General features: G+C 74.1%; 17 protein-coding genes and 1 pseudogene. 9 read left to right on the top strand and 9 right to left on the bottom strand.

All coding sequences use genetic code 11. The features are described from left to right. Positions 1-5: 5 nt before the first annotated feature. Positions 6-449: a DUF937 domain-containing protein gene (locus ABZ312_RS13235; protein WP_500322823.1), complete on the top strand. Its 444-nt coding sequence runs from the start codon at positions 6-8 to the stop codon at positions 447-449. 243 nt (positions 450-692) lie between these two features. On the opposite strand, the gene ABZ312_RS13230 is transcribed toward ABZ312_RS13235, so the two are convergent. The 3 genes from ABZ312_RS13230 to ABZ312_RS13220 are packed head-to-tail and all read right to left on the bottom strand — an operon-like array spanning position 693 to position 3918. Further along, entirely contained in the window at positions 693-1544 is an 852-nt protein-coding gene (locus tag ABZ312_RS13230; protein WP_500356914.1) for a sugar phosphate isomerase/epimerase family protein, read from the bottom strand. Between the two features lie 2 nt (positions 1545-1546). Continuing rightward, positions 1547-2758 carry a dihydrodipicolinate synthase family protein gene (locus tag ABZ312_RS13225; protein WP_500437637.1) on the bottom strand — a complete coding sequence of 404 codons (1212 nt, stop codon included), beginning with the start codon at positions 2756-2758 and terminating at the stop codon, positions 1547-1549. 2 nt (positions 2759-2760) lie between these two features. Continuing rightward, the gene (locus tag ABZ312_RS13220) at positions 2761-3918 is read right to left on the bottom strand and encodes a Gfo/Idh/MocA family protein (protein ID WP_500437635.1); all 1158 of its coding nucleotides are present in this window, start codon (positions 3916-3918) and stop codon (positions 2761-2763) included. Positions 3919-4453: 535 nt separating this feature from the next. Between ABZ312_RS13220 and ABZ312_RS13215 the strand changes: the two genes are divergently transcribed. The 3 genes and pseudogenes from ABZ312_RS13215 to ABZ312_RS13205 form a co-directional block, all read left to right on the top strand. Next, entirely contained in the window at positions 4454-5560 is a 1107-nt protein-coding gene (locus ABZ312_RS13215; protein ID WP_500322816.1) for a LacI family DNA-binding transcriptional regulator, read from the top strand. Between the two features lie 105 nt (positions 5561-5665). Next, complete coding sequence (locus tag ABZ312_RS13210) at positions 5666-6577, top strand: bifunctional helix-turn-helix transcriptional regulator/GNAT family N-acetyltransferase (RefSeq protein WP_500437634.1); 912 nt, start codon at positions 5666-5668, stop codon at positions 6575-6577. Between the two features lie 10 nt (positions 6578-6587). Beyond that, a pseudogene (locus ABZ312_RS13205) lies at positions 6588-7241 on the top strand (sugar phosphate isomerase/epimerase family protein); the annotation flags it as partial. Positions 7242-7251: 10 nt separating this feature from the next. On the opposite strand, the gene ABZ312_RS13200 reads toward ABZ312_RS13205, so the two are convergent. After that, the gene (locus tag ABZ312_RS13200) at positions 7252-8253 is read right to left on the bottom strand and encodes an EamA family transporter (RefSeq protein WP_500322814.1); all 1002 of its coding nucleotides are present in this window, start codon (positions 8251-8253) and stop codon (positions 7252-7254) included. 111 nt (positions 8254-8364) lie between these two features. On the opposite strand from ABZ312_RS13200, the gene ABZ312_RS13195 reads away from it, so the two are divergent. From ABZ312_RS13195 to ABZ312_RS13180, 4 genes are all read left to right on the top strand, one after another. After that, the gene (locus ABZ312_RS13195) at positions 8365-9270 is read left to right on the top strand and encodes a LysR family transcriptional regulator (RefSeq protein ID WP_500437632.1); all 906 of its coding nucleotides are present in this window, start codon (positions 8365-8367) and stop codon (positions 9268-9270) included. Positions 9271-9331: 61 nt separating this feature from the next. Further along, positions 9332-10324, top strand: a complete 993-nt coding sequence (locus tag ABZ312_RS13190; RefSeq protein WP_500322812.1) for a hypothetical protein — start codon at positions 9332-9334, stop codon at positions 10322-10324. A 79-nt stretch (positions 10325-10403) separates the two neighbouring features. Beyond that, positions 10404-12197 carry a glycoside hydrolase family 3 protein gene (locus ABZ312_RS13185; protein ID WP_500437630.1) on the top strand — a complete coding sequence of 598 codons (1794 nt, stop codon included), beginning with the start codon at positions 10404-10406 and terminating at the stop codon, positions 12195-12197. A gap of 98 nt (positions 12198-12295) precedes the next feature. Beyond that, on the top strand, positions 12296-12916 hold the full coding sequence (locus ABZ312_RS13180; RefSeq protein ID WP_500356909.1) for a hypothetical protein: 621 nt from the start codon (positions 12296-12298) through the stop codon (positions 12914-12916). A 7-nt stretch (positions 12917-12923) separates the two neighbouring features. Here the strand turns inward: ABZ312_RS13180 and ABZ312_RS13175 are convergent, their stop codons facing one another. From ABZ312_RS13175 to ABZ312_RS13155, 5 genes are all read right to left on the bottom strand, one after another. Then, the gene (locus ABZ312_RS13175) at positions 12924-14333 is read right to left on the bottom strand and encodes a S28 family serine protease (RefSeq protein ID WP_500437628.1); all 1410 of its coding nucleotides are present in this window, start codon (positions 14331-14333) and stop codon (positions 12924-12926) included. Positions 14334-14468: 135 nt separating this feature from the next. Further along, a complete protein-coding gene (locus ABZ312_RS13170; RefSeq protein ID WP_500356931.1) occupies positions 14469-18245 on the bottom strand; it encodes an ABC transporter ATP-binding protein in 3777 nt (1258 codons plus the stop codon). Positions 18246-18482: 237 nt separating this feature from the next. After that, positions 18483-20090 carry a thiamine pyrophosphate-binding protein gene (locus tag ABZ312_RS13165; RefSeq protein ID WP_500437626.1) on the bottom strand — a complete coding sequence of 536 codons (1608 nt, stop codon included), beginning with the start codon at positions 20088-20090 and terminating at the stop codon, positions 18483-18485. Further along, a complete protein-coding gene (speB, locus tag ABZ312_RS13160) occupies positions 20087-21049 on the bottom strand; it encodes an agmatinase (protein WP_499511985.1) in 963 nt (320 codons plus the stop codon). Before speB ends, ABZ312_RS13165 begins: the two co-directional genes overlap by 4 nt. Before the next feature lie 52 nt (positions 21050-21101). Next, on the bottom strand, positions 21102-22574 hold the full coding sequence (locus tag ABZ312_RS13155; protein ID WP_500322804.1) for a sodium:solute symporter family protein: 1473 nt from the start codon (positions 22572-22574) through the stop codon (positions 21102-21104). A 128-nt stretch (positions 22575-22702) separates the two neighbouring features. Here ABZ312_RS13155 and ABZ312_RS13150 point away from each other — a divergent pair, with 128 nt between their 5' ends. Then, positions 22703-24199 carry a PucR family transcriptional regulator gene (locus ABZ312_RS13150; RefSeq protein ID WP_500437624.1) on the top strand — a complete coding sequence of 499 codons (1497 nt, stop codon included), beginning with the start codon at positions 22703-22705 and terminating at the stop codon, positions 24197-24199. The last annotated feature ends 45 nt before the right edge of the window (positions 24200-24244 follow it).

Genomic DNA, 24244 nt, shown 5'->3' with positions numbered 1-24244 from the left:
CGACCATGAGCGACCGACCGCTGAAGGACGAGGTGCTGGAGGAGCTGGGGGACGACCGGCTCCGGGAGATCACCGAGCTGCTCGGGACCGACGCCGGACAGGCGCAGCGGGTCGTGGGGAGCGCGGTGGCCTCGATCACGGGGGTACTGACCGACGACGCGGTGACGCCCGGCGGCACCGCGGAGCTGTGCCAGGCCATGGAGCAGGCCGCGAACGAGCCCGAGCCGCTGCCCGCGGCCGCCGTCGGCTTCGCCGGGGTGCAGGGCGGTACGGCACCGGAACCGGGCCGTGGGGTGCTGGCGGCCGTCCTGGCCAAGGTGGCCGCCCCGGCGGCGCGGGCGGTGGCCAAGCGGACCGGCCTCCCGGTCGAGGCGGTCACGGCGGCGCTGGAGACGCTGATCCCCGTGATGGCGTCCGTGCTGGCCCGGCGGGCCCGCGAGAAACGCTGAACCGCGGCGGAGCGGCGGACCGGGCGAGCGGCGGCAAGTGGTCGGACATGGCGAAAGGGGTCCGGCTGAGCCGGACCCCTTTGGCGTTCCCTCCCTCTGCGCGAGACCCCGAGCCCCCTCCGGGTGCCGCGCTCTCCCCCACTCAAGACCCTTGCGAGGCCCCCCTCTGGGTCTTGACGCTACATAGACACACCGGCCCGGGGGATGGTTGCACGGCTTCCGGAAGAAATTTCCAGGGATTTCTCAGAGCACGTGCCGGCGGTACCTGTCGGCCGTCTCGGCCAGCACCTCGGCGCCGTCGCGCGCCCACAGCGCGGGGTTGAAGATCTCCACCTCGACGGCTCCCGCGTAGCCGGCGGCGTCCACCCGCTCGCGGAACCCGCGCAGGTCGACGCAGCCGTCACCGAGCTGGCCGCGGCCCAGGAGCACCCCCTCGGGGAGCGGGGTGACCCAGTCGGCGAGCTGGAACGAGGCGATCCGGCCGCCGGCGCCGGCCCGGGCGATGCCGCCGGCCGCCCGGTCGTCCCACCACAGGTGATAGGTGTCCACGACCACCCCGACCTGCTCCGCGGGGAAGCGCTCGGCGATGTCCAGTGCCTGGCCGAGGGTCGACACGACACAGCGGTCGGAGGCGTACATCGGGTGCAGCGGCTCGATCGCCAGGCGCACTCCGCGTTCCCGCGCGTACGGAGCGAGCTCGGCGACCGCGTCGGCGACGCGTTCACGGGCGCCGGCGATGTCGCGGTCCCCGGCCGGGAGGCCGCCGGAGACCAGGACGAGGGTGCCGGTGCCCAGGGCCGCCGCCTCGTCCAGGGCCGCCCGGTTGTCGGCGAGCGCAGCGGCGCGCTCGTCCGGGTCGGAGGCGGTGAAGAAGCCGCCACGGCAGAGCGTGGTGACCGTGAGCCCGGCTCCGCGCACCAGCTTCGCGGTCGCCTCGACGCCGTACTCCCGCACCGGCCCGCGCCACAGTCCGACGCCGGGGACACCGAGCGTCACCAGCCCCTCGACCAGCTCGGGGAGGGGCAGTTGCCGCACGGTCTCCTGGTTGATGCTGAGCCGGGCGAGGTCGCCGGAGGTCCGGTTGTCAGTGCGCAATGTCACACTCCGTACACGGAGAGGAGCCGGCTCATACGGGACGCGGCGAGCGCCGGGTCGGGGAACAGTCCGATCCGGTCGGCCAGTTCGTAGGCGCGGGCCAGATGGGGGAGGGAGCGTGCCGAGTGGAGACCACCGACCATCGTGAAGTGCGACTGGTGGCCGGCCAGCCAGGCGAGGAGGACGACACCCGTCTTGTAGTGGCGGGTCGGGGCGCCGAAGAGGTGGCGGGACAGCTCGACGGTGGGGTCGAGCAGCGCCCGGAAGCCCGCCGTGCCACCGGTGCCACCGGGGTCGCCGGTGCCACCGGGGTCGCCGTCGTCCAGCAGGCGCACGGCCCGTGCGGCGAGCGGCGCGAGCGGATCGAAGACGCCGAGCAGGGCGTGGCTGAAGCCCCGGTCGTCGCCGGCGATCAGCTCGGGATAGTGGAAGTCGTCGCCGGTGTAGCAGCGCACGCCGTCGGGGAGGCGGCGGCGTAGCTCGACCTCGCGCCCGGCGTCGAGCAGGGAGATCTTGACGCCGTCGACCTTGCCCGGGTGGGCGGCGACCACCTCGAGGAAGGTGCTCGTGGCCGCGTCCAGGTCCGTGCCGCCCCAGTAACCCTCCAGTGCGGGGTCGAACATCGGGCCCAGCCAGTGCAGCACGACGGGCCCGGCGGCCTGGCGCAGGAGGTGGCCGTAGACCTCCAGGTAGTCGTCGGGCCCCTTGGCGACGGCGGCCAGCGCACGGGAGGCCATGAGGACGGCCCGCGAGCCGGCGTCCTCGACGACGGCGAGCTGCTCCTCGTAGGCGGCCCGGATCTCCGTGAGGCCGTAGGGGTGGCCGAACTCGGTGGACGCCAGTTGGTCGGTGCCCACGCCGCAGGCGATACGGCCGCCCTCGGCACGGGCCTCGGCCGAGGAGCGGCGGATCAGTTCGGCGGCCCCGGCCCAGTCCAGGCCCATGCCGCGCTGGGCGGTGTCCATGGCCTCGGCGACGCCGAGTCCGTGCGACCACAGGTGACGGCGGAAGGCCAGCGTGGCCTCCCAGTCCAGCGCGGCGGGCCGGTCGGCCGCGGTGCGGAAGGGGTCGGCGACGACGTGGGCCGCCGCATAGACGACGCGGCTGCCCGGCTCGTCCGCCGTCGCGGGGGCCCCGGCGTGGGCCGCGGGCTCGGTGCGCGGCCGGTAGGCGTACAGCTCGCCCGTCTCGGTGGGGAGGTGAAGGAGCGTCACGGTCACAGGGTCAGCTCCGGTACGTCGAGACGGCGGCCCTCGGCGGAGGACCTCAGGCCCAGTTCCGCGAGCTGTACGCCGCGGGCACCGGCCAGCAGGTCCCAGGTGTAGGGCTCGTCGAGGTGGACGTGGCGCAGGAACAGCTCCCACTGGGCCTTGAAGCCGTTGGCGAACTCGCCGTTGTCCGGGACCTCCTGCCACTGGTCGCGGAAGACCTCGGTGGCGGGCAGATCGGGGTTCCAGACCGGCTTGGGGGTGGCGGAGCGGTGCTGGGCACGGCAGGTGAGCAGCCCCGCGACGGCCGAGCCCTCGGTGCCGTCAACCTGGAACTCCACCAGCTCGTCCCGGTGGACGCGCACAGCCCAGGAGGAGTTGACCTGGGCGACCACGCCGCCCTCGAGCTCGAAGATCCCGTATGCGGCGTCGTCGGCCGTGGCGTCGTAGGGCTTGTGCTGCTCGTCCCAGCGCTGCGGCACGTGCGTGGTGGCGAGCGCCTGCACGGACAGCACGCGGCCGAACAGCTCGTGCAGGACGTACTCCCAGTGCGGGAACATGTCGACGACGATGCCGCCACCGTCCTCGGCGCGGTAGTTCCAGGAGGGGCGCTGGGCGGACTGCCAGTCGCCCTCGAAGACCCAGTAGCCGAACTCGCCGCGGACGGAGAGGATCCGCCCGAAGAAGCCGCCGTCGACCAGCCGCCGGAGCTTGAGCAGGCCGGGGAGGAAGAGCTTGTCCTGGACGACGCCGTGGCGGACGCCGGCGGCGGTGGCCAGGCGGGCCAGCCGCAGCGCTCCGTCCAGACCGGTCGCGGTGGGCTTCTCGGTGTAGATGTGCTTGCCGGCGGCGATCGCCTTGGTGATCGCCTCCTCGCGGGCACCGGTGACCTGGGCATCGAAGTAGATCTCGGTGGCGGGGTCGGCGAGCACGGCGTCCAGGTCGGTGGAGACCAGGGCGGGGTCCAGGCCGTGGCGGTCGGCGAGGGCGCGCAGCGCGTGCTCGCGGCGGCCGACGAGGACGGGCTCGGGCCACAGCACGGTGCCGTCGCCGAGGTCGAGCCCGCCCTGTTCGCGCAGGGCGAGGATCGAGCGGACGAGGTGCTGGCGGTAGCCCATACGGCCGGTGACGCCGTTCATGGCGATCCGCACGGTCCTGCGTGTCACGTGAGGTTCCTCTCTCCGGCGGGGCGCCGAGCGGCAGCAAGCGCTTTCCTCGCTCTACACTAACCGCCGCCGAACACCTTCGACAAGGGGAAGGACTTCGGGAAGAAAGCGCTTGCCCCTCGCCTGACGTGGAGACATCGTCCCGGTTGCGGGGACGCCGCCGCGTCCGGGGCACCCTCGCCCCGGGAGGCCCTCGGCGAGGGTCGCCGGCAGGGCGCCGCACGGGCGCCCTGCCGCGGCCACCGCTCCCGAGCGCCAGCACGCCTCCCAGGCCGGGACCCTCGGCGCTACCGGATCGCGCGCGACGGGGGAGCCGGGACCGCGATCGCGAGCGGGGCAGGCCCCCGGCCCCGGTCGCACCTCTTGGCTCCCGAATGACGACAGAAAGCGCTTTCACCTAGAGTGACCCCAGGGCGGTGGAACGCCCTGCGCAAGGTGCTGTGCGACTCCGCTCCCCCACCGGCCCCCGAGGTGAGAGCATGTGCGGCTACGGGCGGACGGCCCGGGGAGGACCGACCCGGAGGAAACAGACAAGATGGCAGTGACCCTGGCCGACGTGGCGGCGCGCGCCGGAGTGTCCGCCGCAACCGTGTCGCGTGTCCTGAACGGCAACTACCCGGTCGCGGGCAGTACGCGCGAGCGGGTCCTGCGGGCCGTCGACGACCTCGACTACGTCGTGAACGGGCACGCCCGCGCACTGGCCGCCGCCACCTCCGACCTGGTCGGGGTACTCGTCAACGACGTCGCCGACCCCTTCTTCGGGCTCATCGCCAGCGCCGTGCAGAGCGAGATCAGCGGCGGCACCGAGCATCCGCCCGGGCTGCCCGCGGGCGCCGGGAAACTCGCCGTGGTCTGCAACACCGGGGGCTCCCCCGAGGCCGAGCTCAACTACCTGACCCTGCTGGAGCGGCAGCGTGCCGCGGGCGTGGTGCTCACCGGGGGCGCCGTGGAAGGCACCGGGCACAGCGCCGCCGTCGCCGCCCGCCTCGCCCGGCTCGCCGCCTCCGGCACCCGGATCGTCCTGTGCGGGCGCCCGCCCCTGCCGGAACTCGCCGAACTGGCCGGCCCCGCCGCGGACGCCGTGATGACCGTCGCCTTCGACAACCGCGGCGGCGCGCAGCGCCTCACCGAGCACTTGCTGGCCCTCGGCCACCGCACCATCGGCTACGTCGCGGGCCCCGCGGAGCGCAGCACCACCCGGCACCGCCTGGAGGGCCACCGTGCCGCCCTGGCCGAGGCCGGGCTCGCGGGCTCCCCCGCCGAGCTCGACCGCCTCACCGTGCACGGCTACTACGACCGCTCCTCCGGGTACGACGCGGCGCTGGAACTGCTGCGCCGCGAGCCGGGGCTGACCGCGGTCGTCGCCGCCAACGACACGGTGGCGCTCGGCGTCTGCGCGGCGCTGCGCGAGCGCGGGCTGCGCATCCCCGAGGACGTCTCGGTCGCCGGCTTCGACGACCTGCCCTTCAGCGTGGACGCCGCGCCCGCGCTCACGACGGTGCGCATACCGCTGCAGGAGGCGGGCGCCCGCGCCGGCCGCCTGGTCATGGGCCGCCAGGCACCGCCTCCGGGCGGCCTCGCGACCGTACGGACGGAGCTGATGGTGCGGGCCTCGACCGCGGCACCGCGAAGCGGCACATAAAAGATCCCGGGCCGGGCGGGACACCCGGCGCGCCGGCGCCTGTCCAGAACCACCCTCCACGGATACCTTTGACGCAGTCAAAGAATTTCCGCGAGGGGAACCGCCGTGGCCGTCCAGGAGATCCGGGCGTTCAACCGCTTCTACACCAACCTCATCGGCGCGCTCGACTACAGCCGCCATCTGCACACCCCGTACACCCTCACCGAGGCCCGCGTCCTGTACGAGCTCGCCCACGCCGCCGGCGGCGGGCTGGACGCCGCCGACCTGCGCACGGCCCTGTCCGTGGACGCCGGGCAGCTCAGCCGGATGCTGGCGGCCTTCGGGGAGCGGGGACTGGTGACCCGCGCGCCGTCACCACGGGACGCCCGGCGGCAGCGCGTGGAGCTGACCCCCGACGGCCGCGAGGCCGCCCGGCTCCTGGAGGACCGGTCGCGGGAAGCCGTCGCGACCATGGTCGGCGGGCTCGCCCCGGGCGACCGCGAACGCCTGACGGAGGCCATGCGCACCGTCCGCGACGTCCTCGGCGGTACCGCCGCGACAGGGACACCTCCCGGGCCGCGGGTCCGGCTGCGCGAGCCGCGGCCCGGTGACCTCGGCTGGGTGGTCCAGCGCAATGCCGAGGTCTACGCCGAGGAGTACGGCTGGAACGCCGAGTACGAGACACTCGTCGCCCGGATCGTCGCGGACGGCCACGAGCGGGCGTGGATCGCCGAACTGGACGGCGAGCGCGCCGGCTGCGTCTTCTGCGTACGCACCGACGAGCCCGGCACGGCACGGCTGCGCCTGCTGCTGGTGGACCCGGCCGCCCGGGGCCACGGCATCGGCCGGCGGCTGGTCGACGCCTGCGTCGGGCACGCCCGCGCGACCGGCCGCCGCGAGCTGGTGCTGTGGACGAACGACGTGCTGGTCTCCGCCCGGCGGATCTACGAGGCGGCCGGTTTCGAGCTCGTCGGGGAGGAGCCGCACCGCAGTTTCGGCCGCGATCTCGTCGGGCAGGACTGGCGGCTGGTGCTGTAACGTCCGAAAAGTGAAGCTCGCGTTCTCGACCCTCGGCGTGCCGGGGCTCCCCGTGCCGGATGTGGTCCGGCTCGCCGCGGAGCACGGTTACCACGGCGTGGAGCTGCGGGCGGGCCACGAGGAGCCGGTGCACAGCGGCCTGACGGAGCGGCAGCGCGCGGACGTGGCCGGGGAGTTCCGGGGCTCCGGTGTCGCGGTGCTGGCGGTCGCCTCCTACGTGCAGGTGGCAGCGCCGGGTGAGGACGCTCCGGCGCTGCGTGGCCTGCGCGACCACGTACGCCTCGCCGCCGACCTCGGCGCCCCCTACGTACGGGTGTTCCCCGGCGCCGGTGACGACGACGGGGACGCCGCCGACACCCGGGCGGCCCGCCGGCTGGCGGCGGTGGCCGCGGAGGCGGCGGACGCGGGCGTGCGGGTGCTGCTGGAGACCCACGACTCGCACCGGACCGGCGCGGACGTCGCGCGGATCCTGGGCCTGGTGGGTCATCACCACGCGGGTGCGCTGTGGGACGTGATGCACCCCTGGCTGGGTGGCGAACAGCCCGAGCACACCTACCCGGTGCTCGCCCCCTACCTGGGCTACGTGCAGGTCAAGGACGTCTCCTCGGCGCAGGACACCACCCCGCTGCCGCTCGGCCACGGGGCGCTGCCGCTGGCCGGCACGGTGGAGGTGCTCAGCCGCGCGGGCTGGGACGGCTGGCTGTGCTGGGAGTACGAGAAGCTCTGGTACCCGCAGGTCCGGGCGCTGCCGGAGCTGCTGTCGCGGGGGCGTTCGCACCTGCTGCAGCTGCTCGGCGAGTCGGCCTGAGCCCGGCGCCCGCCCGGAGCGAGCCCAGCGACGTCACGGCGACGCCGCCCACCAGCAGCACGGCGGCCGCCCAGCGCAGCGGGCCGACGCCCTCGTCCAGCAGCAGGGCCGCCGAGGTCATGCCGAAGACCGGGACGAGCAGGGAGAACGGGGCCACCGCGGAGGCGTCGTACGTCCGCAGCAGGAAACCCCAGGCGCCGAAGCCGAAGACGGTGGTGACCCAGGCGACGTAGACGATCGCGCCGGCGCCGCTCCAGTCGAGGCCGCGCAGCGCGGCGGCGTCCGCGGCGGGGCCCTCGAAGACCAGGGAGAGGGCGAGCAGCGGCAGCGGCGGGACGAGGCTGACCCAGACCATCCAGCTCAGCGCGTCCGGCGGGGCGGCGCGCCGGGTGAGGACGTTGGACAGCCCCCAGAAGGCGGCGGCCGCGACGACCAGCACGAACGCGCCGAGCGGCCCCGAGGTGCCCTCGTCGTACGCGGCGACGCCGATCCCCGCGAACGCGACGCCCATGCCCGCGATCCGCAGCCGGCCGGGCCGCTCGCCCAGCAGGGCGACCGCGAGGAGGGCGGTGAAGACCGCCTGGACCTGCAGCACCAGGGAGGACAGCCCGGCGGGCATGCCCTGGTCCATGCCGATGAAGAGCAGGCCGAACTTGGCGACGCCGAGGACGAGCCCGACGGCCACGATCCAGCGCAGCGCGACGCCGGGCCGGCGGACGAAGAAGACCGCGGGCACGGCGGCGACGAGGAAGCGCAGGGCGCAGAAGAGCAGCGGCGGGAAGTGGCCCAGCCCGACCTCGATGACCACGAAGTTGACGCCCCAGACCGCGGCGACGAGGACCGCGAGGGCGAGGTGTACCGGTCGCATCGCTCCAGCATCGGGCACCGTACCCTTAAGCACCAGCGAGCATTACTGCACTGTCGGCTTCAGCGTTGCTGAATGGTGCGCCTCCGGCGCACGGGATGACGAGGTGAACGGATGCTGGACCTGGCCCGGCTGCGGGCGCTGCACGCCGTGCATGTGCACGGATCGGTGGGGGCGGCGGCCACGGCCCTCGGCTACACCGCGTCCGCGGTGTCCCAGCAGATCGCGAAGCTGGAGCGGGAGACCCGCACGACGCTCCTGGAGCGGCAGGGCCGCGGCGTGGCGCTCACCGAGGCCGCCCAGTTGCTGGCGGAGACCGCACAGGAGCTGATGGCGATCGTGGAGCGGGCCGAGGTGGCGCTGGAGGAACGGCGCGGCCGCCCCACCGGGCGGCTGACCATGGCCGCCTTCCCGACCGCCGCGCGCGGTCTGCTCCCGCACGTGCTGGCCGGGCTGACGGCCGCCCACCCGTCGCTGGAGCTGCGGCTGGTGGAGGAGGGTGCGCACCTGTCGGTCGACCTGGTCTCCCGCGGCGTCGTCGACCTGGCCGTGGTGCACGACTGGGACATCGCCCCGCTGCCCGCGCCCGAGGGCCTGGAGCGGGTGGTGATCGGCGAGGACCGCTGCGACGTGCTCGTCCCCGCCGGGCATCCGCTGGCGGCCCGCGCGGCACTGGTCCGCGAGGACGTCGTCGACCAGCGGTGGATCTGCCAGCCGCCCGGACACGTGTGCCACGACTGGCTGGTGCGGACCCTGCGGGAGGCGGGCACCGAGCCGGACCTGGCGTTCCAGGTCGCCGAGTACCAGACGCAACTGGCGCTGGTGGCGGCCGGGCTGGGGATCGCGCTGGTGCCGCGGCTGGGGCGCGGGCCGGTACCGGACGGGGTGGTCGTGGTGCCGCTGGAGCCGGCGCCCGTGCGGCGCCTGTACGCCTTGTGGCGGACCGGGGCGTCGCGACGTCCGGCCATCACGGAGACGGTTCGGGCGTTGCGCGTCCACTACCCCCGGGTCGTTGCCTGACCATGGGCGGATGTCATCCACCCGCAGGGAACCGTTTCCGTACCGATCCCGTCCAACCGGCGTGCTGCTGGGAAGCTTCCGCAAAGCGGTGTCGGTCGCGCTGCTGGCTGCGTCACTGACGACGCTCTCGGCCGCATGCGGCCGGCAGCAGCCCGCCACCGGTCTGCCCCCCTCCGACAGCGCCGGTGGCGGCCCCGCCCCCTCCGCGATCACCACCGTGCCCGCCGGCCCGGGCACGGCGGCCTCCGCACCCGCGGACCCGGCACCGTCCACCGCGGCGTCCCCGCCTGGGAACGGGGCGGTCTCCACCCGGCGCGTGTACTTCACCGAGACCACGCGCGGGGTGCCCGCGGTGCACACGGTCCTCGACGGCGAGCGCGACCTGAGCCGGTTTCCCGGCTACTTCATGAAGTCGGCGCCGCAGATCGCCGACGCCATCGCCCAGCGCGCCGCACGGACCGACTTCTCGCGCTCGGTCCTGGTCGCCTGGAGCCGCACCACCGGCTGCAACAGCACGAAGGACGCGATCCTCTTCCGCAGCGGCGACCGGCTGGTGCTCGGTCTCGCGCAGACCCCGATGGGCCAGTGCCTGGTCGCCAACCAGGTGGTGGCCGTGTTCGAGGTACCGCGCGACCGGATGCCGAAGCGGCCGCGCTTCGCGCAGGAGACGGACCCGCGGGCCGATCCGCCCGCCCCGGGGAGCACGCTGGCGTTCGGCGGTCTCGAGGACACCCGGGAGCCCGGCGGCCGCCGCAGCACCGAGGTCACCTCGTCCCGGCAGCTCGAGGCCTTCCTCGCCGGTCTGCCCCGCAAGGGGGCCGCCGCTCTGCGCGAGCAACTGGCACGGCATCCGCGGCGCGGTGACGAGCGGCGCTTCGGTTTCCTGCTGACGGGCTGCCGGCCCACCGGAGCCGTCCTGACCATCGGCCGGCGGGAGCTGTCGGCGTCCCCCACCGGGGACGAGACCATCCGCTGCATCCAGACCCAGCGCTACGCGGCGGTGCTCGCGGTGCCGTCCCGGCTCGTCCCGGCGCGTGCCCAACTCATTGACTGACAATAACTTTCCGGCTAAGCGTGTCTGCTTGAAGGTTTCTTTCAGCACGCCCCCCACCTCCTGCCGGAAGGAGTCCGTCATGCACAGCAGTCCCCATCCGTCCCGCCGTACGGTGCTCGGTGCCGCCGCGGCCGCCTCCACCGCCCTCGCCCTCGGCGTCCCGGGCACCGCGAACGCGGCCGCGACGGACCGCAGACGCGTCCGTGCGCTCATCGACCGCATGAGCATCGAGGAGAAGATCGGCCAGCTCTTCGTCATGCGCGTGTACGGCCATTCGGCCACCGCCCCCGATCCGGCCGACGTCGCCGCGAACCAGGCCGAGATCGGGGTCTCCAACGCGGCCGAGCTGATCGCCAAGTACCACGTCGGCGGCATCATCTACTTCGCGTGGGCCCACAACACCCGCGATCCGCACCAGATCGCCGACCTGTCCAACGGCATACAGCGGGCCTCCAGGATCCCCCTGCTGATCTCCACCGACCAGGAGCACGGCGCCGTCGCCCGGGTCGGCTCCCCCGCCACGCTCTTCCCCGGCGGAATGGCGCTCGGTGCGGGCGGCAGCACCGCGGACGCCCGGCGGGCCGCGGCCGTCGCCGGGGCCGAACTGGCGGCGATGGGCATCACCCAGGACTACGCGCCGGTCGCCGACGTCAACGTGAACCCCGCCAACCCCGTCATCGGGGTGCGCTCCTTCGGCGCCGACCCGAAGGCCGTCGCCGCGCTCGTCGCCGCCCAGGTGGAGGGTTACCAGCGGGCCGGGATCGTCGCCACCGCCAAGCACTTCCCCGGTCACGGTGACACCGGCACCGACAGCCACTTCGAACTGCCGGTCATCACGCACTCGCTCGAGGAATGGCGGCGTCTGGACGCCCCGCCCTTCCGCGCGGCGATCGCCGCCGGCATCGACTCGATCATGACCGCGCACATCCTGGTGCCCGCACTCGACGACTCCGGTGACCCGGCCACGCTGTCCCGGCCCATCCTCACCGGCATCCTGCGCGAGGAACTCGGTTACGACGGCGTGGTCGTCACCGACTCCCTCGGCATGGAGGGCGTGCGCCAGAAGTACGGCGACGACCGGGTCCCGGTGCTCGCCCTGAAGGCCGGCGCCGACCAGCTGCTCAACCCGCCGGTCCTGGAGACCGCCTGGCAGGGCGTCCTGGCCGCCGTGAAGTCCGGCGAGCTCACCGAGGAACGCCTCGACGAGTCCCTCACCCGGGTCCTCATGCTCAAGGCGCGGCGCGGGCTGCTCGACGACCCGTACGTCACCCACCGCGGCGTGGACCGGGTGGTCGGCACCCGCGGCCACCTGGCGGAGGCCGACCGGATCACCGGACGCACCGTCACCCTGCTGGCGAACCAGGGGGCGCTGCCGCTGCCCGCGCACCGCCGGCTGCTGGTCGTCGGCGCCGACCCTGCCGCGCCCTCGAGCACCGGCGGGCCGCCCACCGCGGTGCTCGGCGCGGCCCTGGCCGGCCTCGGGCACACCGCGCAGGTCCTGTCGACCGGGACCGCGCCGGGCCAGGCCGTGATCGACCAGGCGGTGGCCGCCGCGCGGGACAAGGACGCCGTGGTGGTGGCCACGTACAACGTCACCGGGGCGTCGACGGGTCAGATCGCGCTGGTGGCCGCGCTCGTCGCCACAGGTGTGCCGGTGGTGCAGATCGCGATCCGCAACCCCTACGACGTCGCCCGGCTGGACGGGGTGGCCGCCGCGCTGGCCACCTACGGCTGGACGGACGTGTCGATGCGTGCGGCCGCACGGGTGCTGGCGGGCAAGGTACGGCCGAGCGGCAAGCTGCCGGTGGCCGTTCCGGCGGCGGACGACCCGGCGCGGACGCTCTACCCCGTCGGCTGGGGCCTGCGGTACTGAACCCGCCGCGCGCGGGGCGGCCCCTCCCGGGAACAGGTCACGCCACCTATCCTGCCGAAAACGGGCAACTCGCCCGGGGGGACGGGTGGGGGGCCGCCATGCGCGTGTTGTCCGGGCAACTCCTGGGTGCGGCATGGCTGGTCGCCGTGCTGCTCGCCGCCTGCTCGCCGGGCGCGGGCGGCACGGGCAGCAGCGCCGCCGGCCCGGACGTCCCGCCCGCCACGCACGCCGCGGTCTTCCTGGACCAGGGGGAGTGCGCGGCCGGCGACCCGGTGGGCTCCTACCGGGAGGTGGCGTGCTCGGACCCGGGCGCCCGGGCCCGGGTCGTCGGCCGGCTGTACGGGCTGCTGCCCGCCTCGCCGTCGCCCGCTCCCCCGCCCACCACACGGGCCGGCGACCGCTGCCCGCCGACCACGGACTTCCTGCTCACCGTCACCGCCGCCCGTCCCCAGGGGTACGCCTGCATGCGCAACCTGAAGGCCCCGCACCCAGGGGATCCCGGCGGGGGCGGCGGGCCCCGGACGATCGCGGGCGACTGCCTCTACAGCTCCCGGAAGGGACAGGTGAAGGAGACGCCCTACGACGGGTCCGGGCCGCACGCCCCGCAGTTCCGGGTCGTGGAGCTGGCCCGCGAGCGCCGGTCCTGCCCCCGGGGGACGGCGCTGTACGTCGGGGTGGGCGGCGGGCCGGCGGGCGTGGGATGCGCCCGCCGGCTCTGACACCCGATCAGAAGGGCAGCCGGCCGGCGGCCTCGGTGCTCCGGTCGAGCTTGGCGTCGTAGGCCGCCAGCGGCTTGGCCGCCTCGGGGTCGGCACGTACGGCCGCGGGGGCGACACCGGCCCACTCCAGCACCTCGGCGGTGGCCTTCGCCTTGTCGGCCGCGCCCAGCGCGCCGATGACCGCGCCGTGGTTGGCGCCGGGCGCCCACATCACGTACGAGTCGTGCGCCCCCCGCGAGAGGCGGAACGGCTCGGCCCCCCAGGGGTCGTTCTGCCCGTAGACGAAGAGCATGCGCTCGGCGTGGTGGCGCACCCAGGTGTCGACGTCGTGCATCGCGCGGGGCTGGAAGCGCATCGGGATGGAACGCGGCACGTAGGAACGCGGCTGGTAGATCCCGGGGTAGCGCAGCAGGCCCTTCAGGTGCGGGGTCGCGAAGGTCGGAGCGCCGAGCTGCGTGCCCGCCTGGTAGTAGTACGGCGTGTAGTACTCCAGGCCCTGGTCGGTGTAGAAGTCGAAGCCGGAGACGGAGTCGACGAAGGAGTAGAGGGCGTCCGTGGTGGCGGTCGCCGCGGGCACGTCCGCGCATTCCGACTGCTGGTGGTACTGCCAGAAGGCCCACACCAGGTCCAGCACCACGTTCTCGTACGCCTTGTCCGCGCTGCCGACGGTGGTGAAGGTCAGCCCGTTGTCGGCGGCGTACTGCTGGTAGCGGGCGACGATCTCGCCGCGGCGGACGAGTGCCTCGCGCTGCACGGCGTTCAGCCGCGCCCGGCAGTCGGCGGTGCCGACGGTGCGGAAGAAACGGGTGTAGGCGGAGTCCTCGTCGTTGACCACGTCGTTGGGGGCGACGTAGGCGACGGTGCCGGCCATGTCGTGCGGGTAGAAACGGCGGTAGTACGTGGCCGTCATGCCGCCCTTGCTGGCGCCGGTGGCGAGCCAGTTCCCGGCGTAGATCCGGCTCAGCGCCCGGTGGATGCGGTGCTGGTCGCTGGCGGCCTGCCAGATGTCGAGCTTCGACCAGTCGGCGGGGGCGGGACGGGACGGGGTGAAGAAGCGGTACTCCATGGAGACCTGGTTGCCGTCCACGATCTGCGTCGGCTCGCGGCGGGAGGGGGTCGTGGAGAGGCCGTAGCCGGAGGTGTAGAACACGGTGGGCCGGTCGGTCCCCTTGTGCAGCACGGTGATCCGCTGCTGGAACGTCCCCTTGGACGGGTGCCGGTGGTCCACCGGCTGCGTGTAGTCGAGGACGAAGAAGCGGTATCCGGTGACCGGCTTCTCCTCGATCAGGCTCATCCCGGGTATCGCCAGGATGCGGTCCTTGATGTCCGGCTCGTCAGCGGTCGCGGTGGCGGCTCCACCGCCGGCGGTGCCTATGAGGAACACCAGCGCCAGCAGCCATCTGAGCGCGTTGCGCATGCCCCCTCCTTCGGGGTTCGACGGGCGTCGCCCGTGAACCTATGAGGAGGAAGTGGCCCGCCGCCAGGGGGCGTTGGGCAAAGAGCGGCGGCCCGGACCACAGGGGTCCGGGCCGCAAAAGCGCGAAGGCGGTGCCTAGGCGACGGCCTCGCTGCTCTCGTCCTCGCCGACGAAGGTGCGCCACAGCTCGGCGTAGCGGCCGTCGGCGGCGAGGAGCTGCTCGTGCGTGCCGTCCTCGACGACCCGGCCGTGGTCGAGGAGGACGACCCGGTCGGCGCGGGCGGCGGTGGTCAGCCGGTGGGCGACGACCAGGGTGGTGCGGCGTACGGCGAGCCGGTCGGCGGCCCGGTTGACCAGGGCCTCGGTGGCCAGGTCCAGGGCGGCCGTCGCCTCGTCGAGCAGCAGGACGTCGGGGTCGACCAGCTCGGCGCGGGCCAGGGCGATCAACTGCCGCTGTCCGGCGGAGAGGTTGCGGCCCCGCTCGGAGACCGCGTGCAGGTAGCCGCCGTCCAGCGTGGCGATCATGTCGTGGGCGCCGACGGCCCGGGCCGCGGCCTCGACCTCGGCGTCGGTGGCGTCCATCCGCCCGTAGGCGATGGCGTCGCGGACCGTCCCCTCGAAGAGGTAGGCCTCCTGCGGGACGACGCCGAGCCGCTGACGGTAGCCGGTCAGGTCGAGCTCGCGGATGTCCTGGCCGTCGACGAGGACCGCACCCGAGGTCGGGTCGTAGAACCGGGCCACCATCTTGACCAGGGTCGACTTGCCCGCGCCCGTCTCGCCGACGAAGGCCACCGTCTGGCCCGCGGGGATCCGCAGGTCGATCCCGGACAGCGCCTCGGCGCCCTCCTCGGTGTAGCGGAAGTGCACGTCGTGGAAGGCGATCTCGCCGCGCAGCCGGCCGACGCCGCGCGGGGACCCGGCGGGCGGGGTGGCGGTCGGCGTGCGCAGCAGCTCGCGGATGCGGCCCAGGGACACCGACGCCTGCTGGTATCCGTCGAAGACCTGCGAGAGCTGCTGCACGGGCGAGAAGAACAGGTCGATGTAGAGCAGGTAGGCCACCAGGGCGCCTGCGGTGAGCGTGCCCGCGCCGACGCGGTGGGCGCCGACGATCAGCACCAGGGCGGCGGCGACGCTGGACAGCAGCTGCACGAAGGGGAAGTACACCGAGATCAGCCACTGCCCGCGCACTCGCGCCCGACGGTAGGCGTCGCTGCGGTCGGCGAAGCGCTCGGCGCCACCGCGCTCGCCCCGGAAGGCCTGCACGACGCGGAGCCCGGCGACGTGCTCCTGCAGGTCGGCGTTGACGACGCTGACCCGTTCCCGGGCCAGCTCGTAGGCCTTCACGGACTTGCGGCGGAAGACCCAGGTGGCGACGAAGAGCACCGGCAGGGTGGCGAAGACGATCAGCGCCAGCTGGACGTCGATCACCAGCAGCGCGACCAGGATGCCGAGGAAGGTGAGCACGCTGACGAGCGCGGTGACCAGTCCGGTCTGCAGGAACGTCGACAGCGCGTCGACGTCGGTCGTCATCCGGGTCATGATGCGGCCGCTCAGCTCGCGCTCGTAGTAGTCGAGCCCGAGCCGGTGCAGGTGGGAGAAGATCTTCACCCGGAGCGTGTAGAGCACGCGCTCGCCGGTACGGCCGGTCAGGCGCGTGGAGCCCCACTGCGCGCCCCACTGCGCGGCGACCACGGCCAGCCCCAGCAGCGAGGCGGCCCAGACGGCGCCGAGCGCGGCCTGCCGCACACCGGAGTCGATGCCGTGCCGGATCAGGACCGGCAGCAGCAGCCCGGCCAGCGCGTCGACGGCGACGAACAGCAGGCTGAGCAGCAGGGGGCCGCGGAAGCCGCGCAGCAGACTGCGCAGGCCGAAGTCCTTCTCGACGGAGGCCGCCTGGTCCTCGTCGACGTCCGGGGTGTCCAGGGCCGGGGGCAGCGCCGCCACCTGCGCGAGCAGCTCGGGGGTGGCGGGCATCCCGGCCATGGCCGAGGCCATGCCGCCCGGGCCGCCGCGCGCGGCGGCCGGGGAGGGCGCCGACTGCGTCCGCCCGGTGTCCTCGTCGCGGTGCCGGCGGTCCTGCGGCCACAGGGCCGCCGTCACGCCGCCCTCCGCGGGCGCCTCGGTGGCGGGACGTGCCGCCGGGGCCGCGATCGCGCCCTCGCCGGGCCACTCGGTCAGCGGCACGACCTCGCCCGCGGGGTCGTGGGTGACGACGTCCGAGCCGAGCTCGTCGGGGTCGGTGAGCAGCCGCCGGTACAGCGCGCAGCGGGCCTCCAGCTCCTCGTGGGTGCCCACGTCGACCAGCCGGCCGGCCTCCAGCACGGCGATCCGGTCGGCGAGGGCGAGGGTGGAGCGCCGGTGGGCGATGAGCAGCGTCGTGCGGCCCGCCATCACCTCGCGCAGCGCGTCGTGGATCTCGGCCTCGACGCGGGCGTCCACGGCGGAGGTCGCGTCGTCCAGGACGAGCAGCCGCGGGTCGGTGAGGATGGCGCGGGCCAGGGCGACGCGCTGGCGCTGGCCGCCGGAGAGGGTCAGTCCCTGCTCGCCGACGACGGTCGCGTACCCCTCGGGCAGGGCGCTGATGAACTCGTCCGCCTGGGCGTGCCGGGTCGCGGTGAGGATCTGCTCGTCGGTGGCGTCGGGGTGGCCGTAGGCGATGTTGGCGCGGACGGTGTCGGAGAACAGGAAGCTGTCCTCCGGGACGAGCCCTATGGCGTCGCGCAGGGAGTCGAAGGTGAGCTCGCGCACGTCGCGGCCGCCGACGCGGACGGCGCCGCCGGTCACGTCGTAGAAGCGGGGCAGCAGCAGCGAGACGGTCGACTTGCCGCTGCCGGAGGCGCCGACGACGGCGACGGTCTCGCCGGGCTCGACGGTCAGCGAGAAGTCGTCCAGCACGGGACGGGTGCGGTCGTAGCCGAAGCTGACGTGGTCGAACTCGACGGTGGCCGGGGCCTCGCGGGGCAGCTGCCCGGCGCCCTCCTCCAGGCTGGGCCGGGTGTCGATGAGCTCGGTGACGCGCTCGACCCCGGCCCTGGCCTGCTGGCCGACGGTGAGCATCATCGTGAGCATGCGCACCGGGCCGGTCAGCTGGGCGAGGTAGGTCGAGAACGCGACGAAGGTGCCCAGGGTGATCTGGCCCTTCACGGCCATCCAGCCGCCGAGCGCCAGCATGCCGACCTGCCCGAGCGAGGGCACCGCCTGGAGCGCGGGACCGTAGCGCGCGTTGAACCTGATGGTGCGCAGCCGTCCGGCGAAGAGGCGCTCGCTGACCGAGCGCAGCTTGGACATCTCCTGCTGCTCCTGGCCGAAGCCCTTCACGACGCGGACGCCGGTCACCGAGCCGTCCACGATCCCGGCGACGGCGGCGGCCTGGCCCTGGGCGTACCAGGTGGCGGGGAAGAGCCGCTTGCGGCTGCGGTCGGCCAGGAACCACAGGGCGGGCGCGACGGCGAGGGCGATCAGGGTCAGCATCGGCGAGAGCACGAACATCACGACGATCGACAGGACGAAGAGCAGGACGTTGCCGATCATCATGGGCGCCATGAAGAGCAGGCCCTGGATGAGCTGCAGGTCACTGGTGGCCCGGCCGACGACCTGGCCGGTGTTGAGCTCGTCCTGGCGCGCGCCGTCCAGCCGGGTGAGCGAGTGGAACATGTCGGTGCGCATGTCGTGCTGCACGTCGAGGGCGAGCCTGCCGCCGTAGAAACGCCGCAGGAAGGTCATCAGGTAGACCACGACCGCGGCGGCGATCAGCACGGCCGCCCAGGGGGCGAGCGGCTTGTCGTGCTTGACGATGACGTCGTCGATGATCAGCTTGGGGACGAGCGGCACGAGGGCCATCACGGCCATGCCGGCGAGCGAGGAACCGAGCGCGAGGCCCACGTTCCCCCGGTAGCGCCAGCAGTACCCCATCAGCCGCCGCAGCCAGCCCTCGGCCCTCACGGCCTCGCCGGCCTTCGCTTCGTCGTCCTTCGCCGCCACCCGGTGTCCTCCCGTCCCGTCCTTTTCGCCGGAGGATCACAACGCCCTGGAGTGCGGATTTCATCCTCCCGCAACAAAACTACGACGAGGGTCCGACAACGCTCGGGCGGAGGTCTCGGGACAAAGTCTGACGAAACGTTTCCCCCTTGGCCGGGACCGGGCGCCGGTTCACCCCAGGTGCGTCGGCGCGAACATCCGCAGCAGCACGGGGAGCACGACCACGCAGGGGCCGGGCGCCGCGAGGGCGTCCGCGAGGTCGTCCCGGAGCCGCTCGGGGCTCGTGCGGACCGCCGGGACGCCGAAGGCGCCGGCGAGTGCGACGAAGTCCGGCCGGGCCAGCTCGGTGCCGGTGGCCTCGCCGAAGGCGTCCGTCATGTACTCGCGCAGGATGCCGTAACCGCCGTCGTCGACGATCAGCCAGGTGACGGGCAGGCCGTACTGCCGGGCCGTGGCGAGCTCGGCGACCGAGTACATCGCGCCGCCGTCGCCCGACACGGCCAGCACCGGCCGGGTGCGGTCCGCGGCGGCAGCGCCCAGCGCGGCGGGGAAGCCGTAGCCGAGACCGCCGGCGCCCTGGGCGGAGTGCATCGGGCCGGGCCAGGCGGACCAGGCCCAGTAGGCGAGGATCGTCATGTCCCAGAAGCTGGGGGCGTCCTCGGGGAGGGCGTCGCGGACGGCGGCGAGGACGCGCTGCTCCAGGCCGAGGTCCTGGCCGTCGAGACGCTCCCGGACCCGCTCCAGCAGTGCCGCCACCGCCTCGGGCGCGCCCGCGTCGCGGCGCTCGTCCACGGCCGCGGCGAGCGCGCCGAGGGCGAGCCGGGCGTCGGCGTGGATGCCGAGCGCCGGGTAGTTGGACTCCAGCTTGCCGAGGTCGGCCTCGACCTGGATCACCCGGCCGCGCGGGCGGAAGGTGTGGTAGTTCGAGGAGAGCTCGCCCAGCCCGGATCCGACGACCAGCACGACGTCGGCCTCCTCCAGGAAGTCCGTGGTGTGCCGGTCCTCCAGCCAGCTCCGCAGCGACAGCGGGTGCTCCCACGGGAAGGCCCCCTTGCCGCCGAAGGTGCAGGCGACCGGGGCGTCGAGCCGCTCGGCGAGGGCGCGCAGCTCGGCCTCGGCCCCCGCGCGCACGACACCGCCGCCGGCCAGCACGACCGGCCGCTCGGCGCGGGACAGCAGCGCCGCCGCCTCGGCGATCAGCTCGGCGCGAGGACGCAGCGGCCGGGGCCCGGCCGCCAGTTCCCCGACCGGCGGCACCGTGACGGGGGCGAGCAGCACGTCCTGCGGGATCTCCACCCAGACCGGCCCGTACGGCGCGGTCAGCGCCGACTCCCAGGCGGCGGCGAGGGCCGAGGGGATCTGGGAGGCGGTGCGGACGGTGTGCACCGACTTGACGATGTCGCGGAACGACGCCTTCTGGTCGGCGAGCTCGTGCAGGTAGCCGTGGCGGCCGCCGCCGAGCCCGGCGACCGGCACCTGGCTGCCGATGGCGACGACCGGCGCCGAGGCGGCGGCCGACTCCTGCAGGGCGGCGAGCGTCATCAGCGCGCCGGGGCCGGTGGAGACCAGCAGCGGCGCGGCGCCGCCCGTGACGCGGGCGTACGCGTCCGCGGCGAAGCCCGCGTTGTTCTCCACGCGCAGGCCCACGTACTCCAGCTTCGAGCGCCGCAGCGCGTCGAAGGCGCCCAGCGCGTGCTGCCCGGGCAGGCCGAAGACCGTCGTCGCGCCGAGCGCCGTCAGGGATTCGACGACCAGGTCGCCGCCGTTGCGCCCGCTCATGCGCGGCCGGCCGCGATCTGCCGGGTCATGATCGTGGTCAGCTCGTACGCGGTGTGGGAAGCCGCGACGCTGGTGATCTCGGCGTGGTCGTAGGCGGGGGCGACCTCGACGACGTCGGCGGAGATCAGGTGGCAGGAGGCCAGGCCCCGCAGGATCTCCAGCAGCTCGCGGGAGGTGATGCCGCCGGCCTCGGGGGTGCCGGTGCCGGGGGCGTGGGCCGGGTCGAGGACGTCGATGTCGATGGAGATGTACAGGGGGCGGTCGCCGATGCGCTCGCGCAGCTGCTGGGCGACCTCGTCGGCGCCGCGCCGGTAGACGTCGGCGGAGGTGACGATGCCGAAGCCCATCTTCTCGTCGTCGGTGAGGTCCTGCTTGCCGTACAGCGGGCCGCGGGTGCCGACGTGGGAGAGCGCGGAGGTGTCGAGGACGCCCTCCTCCACGGCCCGGCGGAACGGGGTGCCGTGGGTGTACTCGGCCCCGAAGTAGGTGTCCCAGGTGTCGAGGTGGGCGTCGAAGTGGAGCAGGGCGACCGGGCCGTGCTTGCGGGCCATGGCGCGCAGCAGGGGCAGTGAGATGGTGTGGTCGCCGCCGAGGGTCATCAGGCGGGCGCCGGTGTCGAGCAGGTCGTCGGCGGCGGCCTGGATCGTCTCGACGGCCTCGTTGATGTTGAACGGGTTGGCGGCGATGTCACCGGCGTCCGCGACCTGGGCGAGGGCGAAGGGCGAGGCGTCCTGCGCCGGGTTGTACGGGCGCAGCAGACGGGAGGCCTCGCGGATCGCGTTGCCGCCGAAGCGGGCGCCGGGGCGGTAGGAGACGCCCGCGTCGAAGGGCACGCCGACCACGGCGACGTCGGTGGTGCCGACCTCGTCGAGGCGCGGGAGCCGCGCGAACGTGGCGGGACCGGCGTACCGCGGGGTGCGGGAGGAGTCGATGGGGCCGCGCGGTTCGGTGCTGCTCATGGGTAACTGCCTTCTTTCGTACGCTTCGTTGCGCTCTGCTCGCTTTGTGACTTTATCCGACCGGAACGGTCCCCTCGGCGGCCGGGACGGGAGTCCGTCCGGCCAGCCGCTCCCGCCAGGCCGCCAGCACGGCGGCATCGGTCGGCTTGGTGGCGAGGCTCACCGCGACGTAGACGACGAGGGAGGCCAGCAGGCCGTAGTAGACCGGCTCGTTGGCCAGGATGCCCTTCCAGACCATCAGGCCCACGACGGCCAGGCCGCCGACGGCCACCGAGGCGAGGGCGCCCGCCGCGGTGCCGCGCCGCCACAGCAGACCGCCGAGGATCGGTACCAGCAGCCCGCCGACGAGCAGGTTGTACGCCACGGTCAGCGCCTCGACGACGTTGTTCAGCGCGATGGCGGTGACGATGACGACCACGCCCATGATCAGGATGAAGACGCGGTTGCCCGAGACCTCGTCGTGCGCGCTCTCTTCGCCGTCCCGCCCGCGGCCGACCACGCCGCGCAGCCGCGACCAGATGTCGTTGTTGGCCACGGTGGCGCAGGCGATCAGCGCGCCGGAGGAGGTGGACATCACCGCGGAGAGCGCGGCGGCCAGCACCAGGCCGCGCACGCCCACCGGCAGCGCGTCCTTGACGATGGTGGCGAAGGCGTCGTCGGCCGCGGCCAGGTTCGGGTACAGCACCTTGGCGGCGGTGCCGATGACGGCGCCGGCGATCGCGTAGACGAGGCAGTAGACACCGGCGACGGTGCCGCCGAGCTTGGCGATCCTGTCGCTGCGGGCGGTGAACACGCGCTGCCAGATGTCCTGGCCGATGAGCATGCCGAAGGTGTAGATCAGCACGTAGGTGAAGATCGTCTGCCCGCCGATGCCCAGGGGCGCGAAGTACTCGCTCGGCAGCTGCGCCTTCATCTCCGCGAAGCCGCCCGCCTTGATCACCGCGATCGGCAGCAGCAGGACCAGCACGCCGAGGGTCTTGACCACGAACTGCACCATGTCGGTGAGCGTGATCGACCACATGCCGCCCAGCGTGGAGTACGCCACCACGACGGCGCCGCCCAGGATGATCGCCAGGGTGCGGTCCATCCCGAACAGGACGTCGAAGATCGTCGCGTAGGCGATCGTCGAGGTCACCGCGAGCATCAGCGTGTACGCCCACATGACGATGCCGGAGATGACGCCGGCCGAGCCGCCGTAGCGCAGGTCGAGCATCTCGGAGACGGTGTAGACCTTCAGGCGGGCGATGCGGGCCGAGAAGAAGACGCTCAGCGCCAGCAGGCCGAGGCCGATGGTGAAGACCATCCAGGCGCCGGACAGGCCGTACTGGTAGCCGAGGCCGACGCCGCCGATGGTGGAGGCGCCGCCGAGGACGATCGCGGCCATGGTGCCGGAGTACATCGACGGGCCCAGCCTGCGGCCGGCGACCAGGAACTCGCTCTTGGACCTGGCGCGGCGCATGCCCCACCAGCCCACGGCGAGCATGCCGGCCAGATAGCCGATGATCACGGCGTAGTCGACGGCCATGAACCCTCCTCCATCGGTCGCGCGGGCGGAGCCGCGGGCTTTCCTTTGCGGCGACGATAGGCGGCCAGGAAGAAGCGCTGAAGTGTACGTTTCATCCATCGCACCCGGTCCGGATGGAGGAAACGCACATGACTCCCCCGCGTCAGGACCTGGCGCCGCCCACGCCGCCGATCCCGCTCGCCACCCTGCTCGCCCTGCCCGACCTCGGGCTGCGCCAGGTCGCGGGACCGTCCGCGGCCGACCGGGACGTCCGCGTCCAGTGGGTGCACACCAGTGAGATGGAGGACCCCTTCCCGTACCTGCTCGGCGGGGAGCTGCTGCTGACCGCGGGGGTGCACTTCGCGTCGGCGGCGGGCGCCGGCGCCTACCTGGACCGCTACGTGGCCCGCACGGTCGAGGCGGGGGCGGCGGCGCTCGGATTCGGTCTCGCCCCGGTGCACGACGAGACCCCGGCGGCGCTGGTCGCCGCCTGCGACCGGCACGCCCTGCCGCTGGTGGAGGTGCCGCCGCGGACCCCCTTCACCGCCGTCGCGCGGGCCGTCTGGCAGGCCATGGGCGAGGCCCGGGTCCGTGAACTGCGGCACGTCACCGAGGCACAGCAGGCCCTCGCCGCGGCCGCCGGGCGCCCGGACCCCGTGCCCTCGGTGCTGCGCAGGCTCGCCGGCCGCCTGGGCGCGTGGGCCGCGCTGATCGCCCCGGACGGTTCCGAGGTGTACGCGGCGGGCACCGCCCCGGACCCGCAGGCGCGTGCGGCGGCGGCACGGCTGGCCGGGGTGGTCCTGCCGGCGACGGACGCGCACGCGCCCTCCTCGGCGACCGACACCCACGGCGGGACGCGCCTGTCGGCGTACGCGCTGGCCGGCGGCCCCCCGAGCGAGCGGCCGGCGCTCGTCCTGGTCACGGGCCGCCCCGATCCGGGCGACCACGCGGTCGCCAACGTCGCCGCGGTCCTGCTCTCCCTGCTCACCGGCCCGCACCTGGGCAGCGCGGAGGCGGGCCGGTCGGCGGCGCTGGTGCGGCTGCTGCTGGGCGCGGAGCCGCAGGAGGTGGCCCCGCTGCTGGGACCGGAGTCCCGCTGGGCCGTCGTGCACGCCCGCAAGCGCGGCGGCCCGGCCGGACCGCTGGCGGCGGCCGCGCTCGGCGCGGCGCTGGGCACCGCGCTGATCGAGCCGGGCGGCACCGTCGTACGCCTGCTCCTGCCGGCCGGCCGCGAGGTGACCGCCCAGCCGGGGTGGACCCTCGGGGTGAGCGGCCCGGTCGCGGTGGCCTCCCTCGTCACCGGGGACGGCCAGGCCGCGGGCGCGCTGCGCCGGGCGGTCGCCACCCGTGCGCCGCTGGTGATCCATCGCGGAGCCGGGCCCGGCATGAGCGGACTGGTCACCCCGGACGACGCCCGGTCCAGGGCGCGGGAGCTGCTGGCGCCGGTGGCGGACTCGCCCGCCCTGGTGGAGACGCTGCGCACCTGGATCGGCCTGCACGGGAGCTGGGACCGTACGGCCGTCGCCCTGGAGGTGCACCGCAACACCGTGCGCCAGCGCATCGGGCGCGCGGCGACCCTGCTGGAGGCGGACCTGGACGACCCGGACGTACGCATGGAGCTGTGGTTCGCGCTGCGCTGGCTGTGAACCCGTACGCCCCGCCGCGGCGGGCTTTCTGACGTCCCGGCAGGA

Source organism: Streptomyces sp. NPDC006207 (genome assembly GCF_040613835.1).
Lineage (GTDB): Bacteria > Actinomycetota > Actinomycetes > Streptomycetales > Streptomycetaceae > Actinacidiphila.
The sequence above is the reverse complement of the archived record's forward strand: the minus strand, read 5'-3'. Positions and strand labels throughout refer to the sequence as shown.